General features: G+C 72.9%; 13 protein-coding genes. 9 read left to right on the plus strand and 4 right to left on the minus strand.

What is annotated here, in order from left to right; genetic code table 11:
• The first annotated feature begins 27 nt into the window (after positions 1 to 27).
• The 3 genes from ACP4IX_RS11370 (at position 28) to ACP4IX_RS11380 (ending at position 2,514) form a co-directional block, all read left to right on the plus strand.
• The gene (locus ACP4IX_RS11370; RefSeq protein WP_426526076.1) at positions 28 to 573 is read left to right on the plus strand and encodes a DUF5304 domain-containing protein; all 546 of its coding nucleotides are present in this window, start codon (positions 28 to 30) and stop codon (positions 571 to 573) included.
• 54 nt (positions 574 to 627) lie between these two features.
• The gene (locus tag ACP4IX_RS11375) at positions 628 to 1,581 is read left to right on the plus strand and encodes an ROK family glucokinase (RefSeq protein ID WP_426526074.1); all 954 of its coding nucleotides are present in this window, start codon (positions 628 to 630) and stop codon (positions 1,579 to 1,581) included.
• 156 nt (positions 1,582 to 1,737) lie between these two features.
• The gene (locus ACP4IX_RS11380; RefSeq protein WP_426522960.1) at positions 1,738 to 2,514 is read left to right on the plus strand and encodes an endonuclease/exonuclease/phosphatase family protein; all 777 of its coding nucleotides are present in this window, start codon (positions 1,738 to 1,740) and stop codon (positions 2,512 to 2,514) included.
• Positions 2,515 to 2,535: 21 nt separating this feature from the next.
• On the opposite strand, the gene ACP4IX_RS11385 is transcribed toward ACP4IX_RS11380, so the two are convergent.
• Positions 2,536 to 3,159, minus strand: coding sequence for a hypothetical protein (locus tag ACP4IX_RS11385; protein ID WP_426522959.1), 624 nt, complete (start codon positions 3,157 to 3,159; stop codon positions 2,536 to 2,538).
• Entirely contained in the window at positions 3,152 to 3,955 is an 804-nt protein-coding gene (locus tag ACP4IX_RS11390; protein ID WP_426522958.1) for an alpha/beta hydrolase, read from the minus strand. The genes ACP4IX_RS11385 and ACP4IX_RS11390 overlap by 8 nt, the downstream gene beginning before the upstream one ends.
• A gap of 222 nt (positions 3,956 to 4,177) precedes the next feature.
• Here ACP4IX_RS11390 and ACP4IX_RS11395 point away from each other — a divergent pair, with 222 nt between their 5' ends.
• From ACP4IX_RS11395 to ACP4IX_RS11415, 5 genes are all read left to right on the plus strand, one after another.
• Positions 4,178 to 4,963 carry a lysophospholipid acyltransferase family protein gene (locus ACP4IX_RS11395; RefSeq protein ID WP_426522969.1) on the plus strand — a complete coding sequence of 262 codons (786 nt, stop codon included), beginning with the start codon at positions 4,178 to 4,180 and terminating at the stop codon, positions 4,961 to 4,963.
• Between the two features lie 45 nt (positions 4,964 to 5,008).
• Positions 5,009 to 6,250 (plus strand): MacS family sensor histidine kinase, encoded by a 1,242-nt coding sequence (gene macS / locus ACP4IX_RS11400; protein WP_426555420.1) that lies wholly within the window; start codon positions 5,009 to 5,011, stop codon positions 6,248 to 6,250.
• Complete coding sequence (locus tag ACP4IX_RS11405; protein WP_426555421.1) at positions 6,247 to 6,924, plus strand: response regulator; 678 nt, start codon at positions 6,247 to 6,249, stop codon at positions 6,922 to 6,924. The genes macS and ACP4IX_RS11405 overlap by 4 nt, the downstream gene beginning before the upstream one ends.
• Before the next feature lie 57 nt (positions 6,925 to 6,981).
• Positions 6,982 to 8,010 carry a 6-phosphofructokinase gene (locus tag ACP4IX_RS11410; protein ID WP_426522955.1) on the plus strand — a complete coding sequence of 343 codons (1,029 nt, stop codon included), beginning with the start codon at positions 6,982 to 6,984 and terminating at the stop codon, positions 8,008 to 8,010.
• A gap of 99 nt (positions 8,011 to 8,109) precedes the next feature.
• Positions 8,110 to 9,105 (plus strand): 2-hydroxyacid dehydrogenase, encoded by a 996-nt coding sequence (locus ACP4IX_RS11415; RefSeq protein ID WP_426522954.1) that lies wholly within the window; start codon positions 8,110 to 8,112, stop codon positions 9,103 to 9,105.
• Here ACP4IX_RS11415 and ACP4IX_RS11420 read toward each other — a convergent pair.
• Positions 9,057 to 10,949 (minus strand): anthranilate synthase family protein, encoded by a 1,893-nt coding sequence (locus ACP4IX_RS11420; protein ID WP_426555422.1) that lies wholly within the window; start codon positions 10,947 to 10,949, stop codon positions 9,057 to 9,059. The genes ACP4IX_RS11415 and ACP4IX_RS11420 overlap by 49 nt on opposite strands.
• Positions 10,950 to 11,050: 101 nt before the next feature.
• Complete coding sequence (locus ACP4IX_RS11425) at positions 11,051 to 11,158, minus strand: trp operon leader peptide (protein ID WP_426555423.1); 108 nt, start codon at positions 11,156 to 11,158, stop codon at positions 11,051 to 11,053.
• A 176-nt stretch (positions 11,159 to 11,334) separates the two neighbouring features.
• Here ACP4IX_RS11425 and ACP4IX_RS11430 point away from each other — a divergent pair, with 176 nt between their 5' ends.
• Complete coding sequence (locus tag ACP4IX_RS11430; protein ID WP_426522952.1) at positions 11,335 to 12,690, plus strand: class II 3-deoxy-7-phosphoheptulonate synthase; 1,356 nt, start codon at positions 11,335 to 11,337, stop codon at positions 12,688 to 12,690.
• The last annotated feature ends 176 nt before the right edge of the window (positions 12,691 to 12,866 follow it).

The following is a 12,866-nucleotide window of genomic DNA, read 5'->3' on the forward strand; positions in this document are numbered from 1 at the left end:
AGGACGAACCGTAGTCAGGAGTCCGTCATGAGCGAAGAGCTCCCCCCGTCCGAGGCCGCCCGCCCCGACGAGGCCGACGCGGTCGACGAGGTGCGGGCCGGCGACGCCGACGCCTGGGCGACGGCGTGCGCCGAGGACCTGGAGGCGGAGAAGGCCCGCCGCCGGGCCGAGTACGGGCCGCCGCCCGGGTCGGCCGCCGAGGAACTGCGCCGGCTCGTCGACACCGTCGCGGAGAAGCTGTCCGGCCTCCAGTCCCCGCTGCTCGGCCAGGTCGCCGGGCCGGCCGCCCAGCAGGTGGTCCGGCAGGTCGTCCAGCAGGCCAAGGCTGCCGTCGAACCGGTCATCGAGCGCAACCCGGACGTCTTCGACCACCTCGCGGCCGCCGGCGGCGAACTCCTGGCCGCCTACCGCTCCGCCGTCCAGAACCAAGAGCGCCGCTGGACCGCCGGGCCCTCCGGACGCGACGCCCCCGGGGACTCCCGCGACCCCCGCGACCTGGACGAACCGCGCGACGACGGAAGCGACGACGGCGACGAGGGCACCGGCCCGGGCCGGCGCATCGACTTGGACTGACACTCCCCTCGGGTACGGTTGGCCATAGCGGGGCTCGACCGAACTGAGGGATTCATGGGACTCACCATCGGCGTCGACATCGGCGGCACGAAGATCGCGGCCGGCGTGGTCGACGAGGAAGGCAACATCCTCTCGACCCACAAGGTGCCGACCCCGGGCACGCCCGAGGGCATCGTGGACGCCATCGCCTCCGCGGTGGAAGGCGCGCGCGCGGGACACGAGATCGTCGGCGTCGGCATCGGAGCCGCCGGATACGTCAACCGGCAGCGCTCCACGGTCTACTTCGCGCCCAACATCGACTGGCGCCAGGAGCCGCTCAAGGAGAAGGTCCAGGCCCGCGTCGGACTTCCCGTCGTCGTGGAGAACGACGCGAACGCCGCGGCCTGGGGCGAGTACAGGTTCGGTGGCGGCAAGGGCCACCGCAACGTCATCTGCATCACCCTCGGCACCGGCCTCGGCGGCGGCATCATCATCGGCAACAAGCTGCGCCGCGGCCACTTCGGCGTGGCCGCCGAGTTCGGCCACATCCGCATGGTGCCGGACGGCCTGCTGTGCGGCTGCGGCTCGCAGGGCTGCTGGGAGCAGTACGCCTCCGGCCGCGCCCTCGTGCGCTACGCCAAGCAGCGCGCCAACGCCACCCCCGAGCGCGCCGAGGTGCTCCTCGCGCTCGGTGACGGTACGCCCGACGGCATCGAGGGCAAGCACATCTCCGTCGCCGCCCGCCAGGGCTGCCCGGTCGCCGTCGACTCCTACCGCGAGCTGGCCCGCTGGGCCGGCGCCGGCCTCGCGGACCTGGCCTCCCTCTTCGACCCGTCCGCCTTCATCGTCGGCGGCGGCCTCTCCGACGAGGGCGACCTGGTGCTCGACCCGATCCGCAAGTCGTACAAGCGGTGGCTGGTCGGCGGCAACTGGCGTCCGGTCGCCGACGTGATCGCCGCCCAGCTCGGCAACAAGGCCGGCCTGGTGGGCGCGGCCGACCTGGCGAGGGAACCCGACCCGATCATGTAGCGGACGGCCGGTGCACGCTCTCGGGGGCGCGGGGCGGAGCCGACGCACGGCTCCGCCCCGCGGCGCGAAGCCACGTCGCGACCCGCCGGCCGTGCCCCGTCCCGCGCCCCGGGCTGCCGGGCGCCCGGGCCCCGGTCACAGCGTAGATTGACCCCCATGGCAACGTCGCTGCGACCGCTCCCCAACTCCCGCACCGAACCCGACGGTTCCGCCGTCATCCGGGTCCTCAGCTACAACATCCGCTCGATGCGGGACGACACCGACGCCCTCGCCCGTGTGATCGCCGCGTGCGCCCCCGACCTGGTCCTCGTGCAGGAGGCGCCCCGGTTCTTCCGCTGGCGCAAGAAGCTCACCCGGCTCGCGGCGGCATCCGGGCTGGTACTCCTGTCCGGCGGCGGCACCGCCGCCGGGCCCGCGCTCCTGTGCTCCCTGCGCGCCACCGTCGAACGCACGGAGGACGTGCTGCTCCCGCTCACCCCCGGCCGGCACCGCCGCGGCCTCGCGACCGCCGTGGTCCGCATCGGCGGGGCCCGCCTCGGCGTCCTGAGCTGTCACCTGTCGCTGTGGCAGGACGAGCGGTACGAGCAGGCGGGCCTGCTCCTCGACCGGCTCGCCGGCCTCGGCGTGACGCACGCGGTGGCGGGCGGCGACCTGAACGAGCGCCCCGGCGGCCGCACCTTCCGGCGGATCGGCGACGGTCTGCGGGACTGCTGGACCGCCGAACCCTGGGGCGGCGAGTACACCTTCTCCGCGGCCGCCCCCGACCGGCGCACCGACGCGGTCTTCGTCACGGAGGGCATCGAGGTACTGGGCTGCGGAGTGCCGCTGGGCCTGCCCGGGGTGGCCGAGGACGACCTGAGGGCGGCCACGGACCACCTCCCGGTCCTGACCGCCCTCCGCGTACCCGCGTCGCCCACGCACCGGGCCGCCTGACGGCCCCGCGGGTCACCACGCCTAGACCACCGCGCCCCGCCCCGGATCGTCGTCGTCCTCGTCACCCGTCCGCATCCGCATGACCAGGGTGGCGAAGCCGCCGAGGAAGCCGCCGACGCTCGCGGTCGCCAGCCACCAGCTCATGTCCCAGCCGAGCAGCACCGCCAGCAGGAGCAGCACCGGGCCGCCGAGCACGCCCAGCCAGGCGAACTTCGCGGTGGTGTCGGCCTCGGGCAGCGGCGGGGGCTCGGGGGGTACGAAATGCCCCTCGTCGTCCTCGCCGAGATCGTCGTCCGAGGGCCCGGCCAGGGTGTGGTCGCGGGGACCGACACCGGGGGCGAACGCCACGGAGCCCCCCAGCGGCCGGGCCGAGGCCGGCCGGTCCGCCCCGGGCTCGTCGTCGTTGGTCTCCGGCTCCAGGAGCGCCAGGTCCTCCACCGACTTGAACGGCTTCGCACCCGGCGGGTCCGGCGGCTCGTCCCCGTACCCGGCGACGATCGCGGCCCAGGCGGCGTCCTCGTCGAGGGGCACGCCCTGCTCCTCGGGCCCGCGGTCCGCCGCGCGCTCTCGTCCCTCGCGGTGCTCCCGCTCCCGCTCCAGGTCCCGCTCCTCGCGGTCCTCGCGGTCGGAGTCGTGCTCAGCCACCTGCGGCCGTCCCTTCCTTGCCGAGACCGGGCTCCGGATCCCCGACGGAACCGGGCGCGAGCCGGCCGATGAACGCGACGCTCTCCGCGAAGATCCGGTCCGCGTCGTGGTCCAACGTCGCCACGTGGTAGCTCTGTTCCAGCAGGACCTCCGTCACGTCCGTCGACGACACCCGGCCGAGGATGCGGGCCGAGTCCGCGGGCGGCACCACATGGTCCTGCGGGCTGCGCAGCAGCAGCAACGGCTGGGTCACCTGCGGCAGGTCGCCGTCGGCGAGACGGAAGAACGCGCGCAGCGAGTGCGCCGCGTGCAGCGGCACCCTGTCGTACCCCAGCTCCGTGCCGAGCGGCTTGGCGATGTCACTGGCGATGCCCTTCGTCGCCGGCAGCAGGTGGCGCAGGACCGGAAGGGCGTGCTGGGCGACGCCGTGCATCCGGTTCGCCGGGTTGACGACCACGACGCCCGACACGGCGTCGCCGTGCTTCGCCGCGAGCCGCAGCGCCAGCGTGCCGCCCATGGACAGGCCGGCCACGAAGACGCGCCCGCAGCGCTCCCGCAGGGCGCGCAGCTCGCGGTCCACCTCCGCGTACCAGTCCTGCCAGCCGGTGACCTGCATGTCCTGCCAGCGCGTGCCGTGCCCGGGCAGCAGCGGCAGCGCGACGGTCAGGCCGCGGTCGGCGAGGTACCGGGCCCAGGGGCGCAGCGACTGCGGGGAACCGGTGAACCCGTGGCAGAGGAGGACACCGACCTCACCGCCCTCGTGGCGGAACGGCTCGGCTCCGGGCAGGACCGGCACGTCTCGGTCTCCTGTCGTCAGGGGCCGGCACGGCCGGCACGTCGGGTGGGGTACACGCGGGCGCGGTACACGCGGAGGTAGTGCTTGCGGGTGCGGTACTTGCGGGTACTTCACCGTACGCGACCGCACTGACACCGACCAGGGCCGTCGGGGCCATTGACGGTGCCCCGGGATAGGGTCTGACCCACAGACACAGGAGGCACTCGCTTGTTGTACGGCGCGATGAAGGTCACCGTCGGAGGTTCGCTGAAGCTCGCCTTCCGGCCCTGGGTGGAAGGCCTGGAGCACATTCCGGCCGACGGCCCCGCCATTCTGGCGAGCAACCACCTGTCGTTCTCCGACTCGTTCTTCCTGCCCGCCGTCCTCGACCGCAAGGTGACCTTCATCGCCAAGGCCGAGTACTTCAACACCCCCGGGGTCAAGGGCCGGCTGACCGCCGCCTTCTTCAAGGGCGTCGGCCAGTTGCCCGTGGACCGCTCCGGGGCACGCGGCGCGGGCGAGGCCGCCATCAAGAGCGGCATAGAGGTGCTGGAGCGCGGCGAGCTGTTCGGCATCTACCCCGAGGGCACGCGCTCCCCGGACGGCCGCCTCTACCGCGGCAAGCCGGGCGGCCTCGCGCGCGTGGCGCTCGCCACCGGCGCGCCCGTCATCCCGGTCGCCATGATCGACACCGAGAAGATCCAGCCGCCCGGCAAGGTGGTGCCCAAGCTGATGCGGCCCGGCATCCGCATCGGCAAGCCCCTCGACTTCACCCGCTACCAGGGCATGGAGCACGACCGCTTCGTGCTCCGCGCGGTGACCGACGAGGTCATGTACGAGATCATGAAGCTCTCCGGACAGGAGTACGTCGACATGTACGCGACCGCCATGAAGCGGCAGCTCGCGGACGAGGCGAAGGCCGAGAAGGAGGCGGGCAGGGCGGCGAAGGCCGCGCTCGCGCAGGCGGAGAGGGAACAGGCCGCCAAGGAGAAGGAGGCGGCCGAGCAGGACCGGTCCGGCGACCGGTAGCGGCCGGCCGGGACGGAAGAACGTACGGGCCGGGGACGGGGGGACATGGCCAGGCGCGAGAGAGTCATGAGGATGTCGGTCGAGCAGCCGCTGTGGCGCGCGCTCGCCGGCTACCGCGTGCTCACCATGGTGTACGCGATCGGCTTCTTCGTCACCGCCCACTCCGGCTTCGCCCGTCCCTGGCTCGCCGTCGCCTACTACGCTGTCCTCTTCGTCTGGACCCTGGCCACCCTGCCCAAGGTCGCGGGTGCGGCGAGCTGCACCAAGCGGTTCCTCACCGCCGACCTCACCATCGCGCTGACCGGCATCCTGCTCACGCCGTTCGCCGACGCGCACGAGCGGGTCATGAACGGGGGCCCGACCCTGCCGTCGATATGGACGGCCGGCTCCGTCCTGGCCTTCGCCATCAAGGGCGGCTGGCGCTGGGCGGCCGTCGCCTCCACGCTCGTCGCCGTCGCCAACCTGGTCGAGCGCGGCACCCCGGCCCGCGACACCGTGCACAACGTCGTCCTCGTCTGGGTCGCCTCCATCGCCATCGGCTACGTCGTCGAGGTGGCCCGCGCCTCCGAGCGCACCCTCGCCCGCGCCCTGGAGATCGAGGCGGCGACCAGGGAACGGGAGCGGCTCGCCCGGGACATCCACGACAGCGTGCTCCAGGTGCTGGCGATGGTGCAGCGGCGCGGCGCCGTCATCGGCGGTGAGGCGGCCGAGCTGGGCCGGATGGCCGGTGAGCAGGAGGTGGCGCTGCGCACGCTGGTCTCCGGCGGCCTGGTGCCCGTCTCCCGCGTGTCGGAGGACACCGCCGAGGGAGCGGTCGTACGGGCCGTGGAGGAACCGGAGCGGGACGATCCGGACGGTCCCGTGGACCTGCGCGCCCTGCTGGCCCCGTACGCGGGCTCCCTCGTGAACCTCGCCGAGCCCGGCGCGCCGGTCCTGCTGGCCCCGTTGGCGGCCCGGGAGCTCGCGGCCGCCGTGGGGGCCGCCCTGGACAACGTGCGCCGGCACGTCGGCGAGCAGGCGCGCGCGTGGATCCTGGTCGAGGACGAGCCGGACGAGGTGATCGTCACCGTCCGCGACGAAGGGCCCGGCATCCCGGAGGGGCGGCTCAGCGAGGCGGAGGGCGAGGGGCGGCTCGGCGTGGCCCTCTCGATCCGCGGCCGACTGCGCGACCTCGGCGGCACGGCCGAGCTGATCTCGGTGCCCGGCCAGGGCACGGAGGTCGAACTGAAGGCACCGAAGAAGACGACCAGCAGTACCAGCGCGCGGGGGAAGGCAGCGGAGCGATGACCGAACGACACGAACCGATCAGGGTCATGGTGGTCGACGACCACCCGATGTGGCGCGACGCCGTCGCCCGGGACCTGGCCGAGTCCGGCTTCGACGTGGTCGCCACCGCCGGCGACGGCGAGCAGGCGGTGCGCCGCGCCCGGGCCGTCGCGCCCGACGTCCTCGTGCTCGACCTCAACCTGCCCGGCAAGCCCGGCGTCCAGGTCTGCAAGGAGGTCGTCGGCGCGGACCCGAAGCTGCGCGTCCTCGTGCTCTCCGCGAGCGGGGAACACGCCGACGTGCTGGAGGCGGTGAAGTCCGGGGCGACCGGATACCTGCTGAAGTCGGCCTCCACCGAGGAGTTGCAGGACGCGGTGCGCCGCACGGCCCTCGGCGACCCGGTCTTCACCCCCGGGCTGGCCGGCCTGGTCCTCGGCGAGTACCGGCGCCTCGCCTCCGAACCGGCTCCCGCCGCGGAGACCGGTGAACCCGGGGCGCCGCGGCTCACCGACCGCGAGACCGAGGTGCTGCGCCTGGTGGCCAAGGGACTGAGCTACAAGCAGATCGCCGAACGCCTCGTCATCTCCCACCGCACCGTGCAGAACCACGTCCAGAACACCCTGGGCAAGCTCCAGCTGCACAACAGGGTGGAGCTGGTGCGGTACGCGATAGAACGGGGTCTGGACGACGCGTGACCCGCGCGGGACAGTGGCAGTGGCCTGAACCACCCGCTGTGGCAAGGGAGTTGCGCGATGAAGGTCGGAGTGCTGACCGGAGGCGGTGACTGCCCCGGGCTCAACGCCGTCATCCGGGCCGTCGTCCGCAAGGGCGTACAGGAGTACGGATACGACTTCACCGGCTTCCGGGACGGCTGGCGCGGTCCGCTGGAGGGCGACACCGTCCGGCTCGACATCCCGGCCGTCCGCGGCATCCTGCCCCGCGGCGGCACCATCCTCGGCTCCTCGCGCACCAATCCCCTCCAGCACGCGGGCGGCATCCGGCGCATCAAGGAGAACCTGGCCGAACGGGGTGTCGAGGCGCTCGTCGTCATCGGCGGCGAGGACACCCTGGGCGTCGCCACCCGCCTCGCGGACGAGTACGGCGTGCCGTGCGTCGGCGTGCCGAAGACGATCGACAACGACCTGTCCGCCACCGACTACACCTTCGGCTTCGACACGGCCGTCGGCATCGCCACCGAGGCCATCGACCGGCTGCACACCACCGCCGAGTCCCACATGCGCGTGCTGGTCGTGGAGGTCATGGGCCGGCACGCCGGCTGGATCGCACTCCACTCCGGCCTGGCGGGCGGCGCCAACGTCATCCTCATCCCCGAGCAGCGCTTCGACACGGAGCAGGTGTGTGCCTGGGTGACGTCCCGGTTCCGGTCGTCGTACGCGCCGATCGTGGTCGTCGCCGAGGGGGCGATGCCCCGGGACGGCGACATGGTGCTCAAGGACCAGTCGCTGGACTCCTTCGGGCACGTCCGGCTGTCCGGGGTGGGTGAGTGGCTGGCGAAGGAGATCGAGAAACGCACCGGCAAGGAGGCCCGGACCACCGTCCTCGGCCACGTCCAGCGCGGGGGCACGCCCAGCGCCTTCGACCGCTGGCTCGCCACCCGGTTCGGCCTGCACGCCGTGGACTGCGTCCGCGACGGCGACTTCGGCACCATGGTCGCCCTGCGCGGCACGGACATCGTCCGCGTGCCGATCGCGGAGGCCACGGCCCGGCTGAAGACGGTCGACCCGAAGCTGTACGAGGAGGCCGGGGTGTTCTTCGGCTGACCGGCGCCCGCAGGCGCGGCGCCGTATATTCGGCCCGGAGCCCAGCACAAGCCCGGGAGCCCGGCGAAAGCCCCGGAGCCCGGCAGAACGGGAGCGGTCATGGAGATCCTGGCCTTCGGCGTCCAGGCCGACGAGAAGCCCCTGATCGAACAGGCCTTCCAGGGCCACGGCCAGGTCCGCTGCCTCGACGTCTTCCTCAACGAGGACACCGCCCCCATCGCGGCCGGCCACGAGATCGTCTCCACGTCCGTCAACGCCGACCTCGGCGCGGCCGTCCTGGAGATCCTCGCGGCCGGCGGCACCCGGATGGTGGCCCAGCGCTCCACCGGCTTCAACAACATCGACCTCGACACGGCCGAGCGGCTCGGCATGACCGTCGCCCGGGTGTCGTACTACTCGCCCCACTCGGTCGCCGAGTTCGCCTGGACCCTCGCCATGGCCGTCAACCGGCGGATCGTGCGGGCCTCCACCCGCACCCGGGACTTCGACTTCCGCCTGCACGGCCTGATGGGCCGCGACATGCACGGCCGCACCGCCGGCGTCCTCGGCACCGGCAAGATCGGCGAGGCCTTCGCCCGCATCGCCCACGGCTTCGGCATGCGGCTGCTGGGCTGGGACGTCGCCGAGAACCCCGCGTGCATGGAGCTGGGCATGCGCTACGTCCCCAAGGACGAGCTGCTCGCCCGCTCCGACCTGGTCTCCCTGCACCTCCCGCTGATGCCCGCGACCCAGCACCTGATCGACGCCGCCGCCCTGAAGGCGATGCGGGACGACGCGATCCTGGTCAATTCCAGCCGCGGCGGTCTGATCGACACCGCCGCCCTGGTCACCGAGCTGCGCGCGGGCCGCTTCACCGGGGTGGGCCTGGACGTGTACGAGGCGGAGGCGGGCCTGTTCTTCCTCGACAAGTCCCTGGAGGCCATCGCCGACGACACCCTGGCCCGCCTCGTCACCTTCCCGAACGTCCTGGTCACCTCGCACCAGGCGTACTACACCGAGGACGCGGTCGGGCAGATCGTCGACGCCACGGTGCGCAACGTCCTCGACTACACCGAGGGCCGCCGCTCGGAGAACGTGCTGGTACCGCGCAGCTGACCGGTCAGCTCCCGTACGATCGCCGCCCCGTTCAGCGTCAGCACCGACTCGGGATGGAACTGCACCGACGCGAACCGCGCGGCGCGCAGCGCGTGCACTTCGCCGCCCGCCGAGCGGCTCACCTCCACCCCGCGCGCGGCCAGCTCCAGGGCCGTCCCGTCGTCACAGCGCGCGGTGAAGCTGTTGTAGAAGCCCACGGTCTCGCGCCGCCCGAACAGGTCGATCTCCGTCTGCGCCCCCTGGTACGGCACCTCCTTGCGGACGATCCCCAGCCCCAGCTCCGCCGCGATCAGCTCGTGCCCGAGGCAGACCCCGAGGACGCCGTGCCGGTTCTCCCGGATCACGTCGGCGGTCAGGGCACGCAGGAAGCGCATCTTGGGATCCGCCGGATCGCAGGGGTCGCCGGGGCCGGGCCCCAGCACCACCGGGCCCTCGTGTCCGAGCACGGCCTCCCGCAGCCCCGGTTCGTCGTACCGCCGCACGCTCACCCCGAGGCCCGACGAGCGCAGTACGTGCGCGAGCATCGCCGTGAAGGTGTCCTCCGCGTCGACGACCAGGGCATGGCCCTCCAGCGCGTCCGACGGCTCCTGCATCCGCAGCCAGAACGGCGCCAGCGAGGACCGGCGCCCGTCCAGCGCCGCCCGCACGCGCGGGTCGTCGGCCAGCTCCGGCCGCCCGGCCTCCGTACGCGGCCGGGACGGACGCACGCCCAGCGCCGTCAGCACCCCGGCCGCCTTGGCGTGGGTCTCCGCGACCTCGCCGGCCGGGTCGGAGCCCCGTACCAGCGTGGCGCCGACCGGCACCCGCAGCCGCCCGGCGGCGTCGATGTCGGCGGTGCGGATGAGGATGGGGGAGTCGAGGGTCTGGGCGCCGCCCGAGTCCCGCCCCAGCAGTGCCAGCGCGCCCGCGTAGTAGCCCCGCCCCCCGACCTCGTGCCGCTCGATGACCCGGCAGGCGTTCTGCACCGGCGACCCGGTGACCGTCGCCGCGAACATGGTCTCCTTCAGCACCTCCCGCACGTCCAGCGAGGAACGGCCGCGCAGCTCGTACTCGGTGTGCGCGAGGTGGGCCATCTCCTTGAGCCGCGGCCCCACGACCATTCCGCCCATGTCGCCGACGGTGCACATCATCTTGAGCTCCTCGTCGACCACCATCGACAGCTCCTCGATCTCCTTGCCGTCGGCGAGGAAGCGGAGCAGGTGCTCGGGGGTCGGGCCCTCGGCGGGATAGCGGTACGTCCCGCTGATCGGGTTCATCACGACCGTGCCCCCGGACACCCGGACATGCACCTCGGGGCTGGCCCCGACCAGCGTCCGGTCCCCGGTGTGCACGACGAACGTCCAGTACGCGCCCCGCTCGCCCTCCAGCAGCCGCCGGAACAGCGCCAGCGCGTCGGCCCGCCCGAACCCGGGAATCCGCCCCTCGTACGTCCGCCGGATCACGAAGTTGGCGCCCTCGCCGGCCCCGATCTCCTCGTCCAGCACGCGCCCGACGATCTGCGCGTACGCGTCGTCGCCGACGTCGAAGCCGCCGCCCTCGACCCGGACGTCGTGCGCGGGGAGGGCGGCGAGGGCGTCGGCGAGCGGGATGTCGTGCCGCTCCTCGGGGGTCAGCACCAGCAGCGGCGTGCCGTCGTCGCGGACGTCGAAGCCACGCTCGCGGAGCTGCCGGAAGGGGACGAGCGCCAGTCCCTCGTCGGGCAGGCCGGCGAGTCTGTCGTGCTCGGTCACCGGGCCGAGCAGCAGTTCCACGGTGGTCCCGTCCCCGGCGGCGCGGCCCGGGGTGCGGCGGCGGAGCAGGGCGAACGGGCGGGGGTCGGCCAGGAGGCCGTCGAGCGGTGTCATGGTCCGGGTCCTTCTCGGTTCGTCGGAGAGGAACGGACCCCGGTCGCAAACGCCGAAGGCCGCCCCTCGGGCGGCCTTCGCGAAGTCTTGCGTACGCGCAGTCAGTGGGCCGCCGAAGGAGCGGTCCACCACCAGTTCTGGGTCGAGTGCGCGAACATGGCACGGACCGTACACCATGAGTGCCGGGTTCCGGAGCCCCACCGCGTCATTGGCCCTGTCGCGCTCCCGCCCGCGCCGGGGCGGCCCGCAGCTCAGGACACCGCCGCGGCGGGACGCCGATCACTCCCGCACCGGCGGGGCCGCCGGGCGTACTCCGCGGAGTACGCCTGTCTCACGGACTGGTCGGGGTGATGGACACCGTAACCGACCGCGTACTGTTGGGCACGTGACCGTGAACGCTGATTCCCGAAGCGTCGCCGCTCAGGCGACATGGCGAGACCTGCCCGCGGCGCAGCAGCCCGAGTACCCGGATGCCGAGGCTCTGCGCGATGTGATCGCCGAGCTCGAAACGTATCCCCCGCTGGTGTTCGCCGGCGAGTGCGACCAGCTGCGCGCGCGCATGGCAGCGGTCGCCCGGGGAGAGGCCTTCCTGCTCCAGGGCGGTGACTGCGCCGAGTCGTTCGACGCCGTGTCCGCCGAGCACATCAGGGCGAAGCTCAAGACGCTCCTCCAGATGGGCGCCGTACTCACCTACGCCGCGTCCGTGCCCGTGGTGAAGGTGGGCCGGATCGCCGGCCAGTACTCCAAGCCGCGCTCCAAGCCGACCGAGACCCGGGACGGCGTGACGCTGCCGACCTACCGCGGCGACTCCGTCAACGGCTTCGACTTCACCGAAGAGGCCCGGATCCCGGACCCCGAGCGGCTCAAGCGCATGTACCACGCGTCGGCGTCCACGCTGAACCTGGTGCGCGCCTTCACCACCGGCGGCTACGCCGACCTGCGCCAGGTGCACGCCTGGAACCAGGACTTCGTGAAGTCCTCGCCGTCCGGCCAGCGCTACGAGCAGCTCGCCCGGGAGATCGACAACGCGCTGAACTTCATGCGGGCCTGCGGGACGGACCCGGCCGAGTTCCAGACGGTCGAGTTCTTCTCCTCGCACGAGGCGCTGCTGCTCGACTACGAGTCGGCGCTCACCCGCGTCGACTCGCGCACCGGGCAGCTGTACGACGTCTCCGGGCACATGGTGTGGATCGGTGAGCGCACCCGGCAGATGGACCACGCGCACATCGAGTTCGCCTCGCGGATCCGCAACCCGATCGGCATCAAGCTCGGCCCGACCACCACGGCCGAGGAGGCGCTCCAGTACATCGAGCGTCTGGACCCCGAGCGCGAGCCCGGCCGGCTGACCTTCATCGTCCGCATGGGCGCGGACAAGATCCGCGACAGGCTCCCCGAGCTGGTCGAGAAGGTCACCGCGTCCGGCGCGACCGTCGCCTGGATCACCGACCCGATGCACGGCAACACCTACGAGGCGGCCTCCGGCCACAAGACCCGCCGCTTCGACGACGTGCTCGACGAGGTCAAGGGCTTCTTCGAGGTCCACAAGTCGCTGGGCACCCACCCGGGCGGCATCCACGTGGAGCTGACCGGTGACGACGTCACCGAGTGCGTGGGCGGCGGCGACGAGATCTTCGTCGACGACCTGCACCAGCGCTACGAGACGGCCTGCGACCCGCGGCTCAACCGCAGCCAGTCGCTCGACCTGGCGTTCCTGGTGGCGGAGATGTACCGGGACCAGTGACGGCGCCCCCGTCGGGCGACGCGGACGGGCGGCAGGGACGGGGAATGGGGCGCGGGTCACATACGATCCGCGCCCCTTCCGCTTTTGCCGCCCCCGCCCGATGGGTAAGGTTAGGTTTGCCTCACCGAGTCGGGCCTCCGGTCGTTCGGTACGGCACGACCTTGTATCCGCCCGGG

The sequence above is a fragment of the Streptomyces sp. WG5 genome (assembly GCF_049974565.1).
Taxonomy (GTDB): domain Bacteria; phylum Actinomycetota; class Actinomycetes; order Streptomycetales; family Streptomycetaceae; genus Streptomyces.

Excerpts from the sequence above, each read along its gene's own strand:
- ACP4IX_RS11375 (WP_426526074.1), top strand. The coding sequence starts at position 628 with ATGGGACTCACCATCGGCGTCGACATCGGCGGCACGAAGATCGCGGCC.
- ACP4IX_RS11405 (WP_426555421.1), top strand. The coding sequence starts at position 6,247 with ATGACCGAACGACACGAACCGATCAGGGTCATGGTGGTCGACGACCAC.
- ACP4IX_RS11370 (WP_426526076.1), top strand. The coding sequence starts at position 28 with ATGAGCGAAGAGCTCCCCCCGTCCGAGGCCGCCCGCCCCGACGAGGCC.
- ACP4IX_RS11425 (WP_426555423.1), bottom strand. The coding sequence starts at position 11,158 with ATGACGCGGTGGGGCTCCGGAACCCGGCACTCATGGTGTACGGTCCGT.
- ACP4IX_RS11420 (WP_426555422.1), bottom strand. The coding sequence starts at position 10,949 with ATGACACCGCTCGACGGCCTCCTGGCCGACCCCCGCCCGTTCGCCCTG.
- ACP4IX_RS11415 (WP_426522954.1), top strand. The coding sequence starts at position 8,110 with ATGGAGATCCTGGCCTTCGGCGTCCAGGCCGACGAGAAGCCCCTGATC.
- macS (WP_426555420.1), top strand. The coding sequence starts at position 5,009 with ATGGCCAGGCGCGAGAGAGTCATGAGGATGTCGGTCGAGCAGCCGCTG.
- ACP4IX_RS11410 (WP_426522955.1), top strand. The coding sequence starts at position 6,982 with ATGAAGGTCGGAGTGCTGACCGGAGGCGGTGACTGCCCCGGGCTCAAC.
- ACP4IX_RS11380 (WP_426522960.1), top strand. The coding sequence starts at position 1,738 with ATGGCAACGTCGCTGCGACCGCTCCCCAACTCCCGCACCGAACCCGAC.
- ACP4IX_RS11395 (WP_426522969.1), top strand. The coding sequence starts at position 4,178 with ATGAAGGTCACCGTCGGAGGTTCGCTGAAGCTCGCCTTCCGGCCCTGG.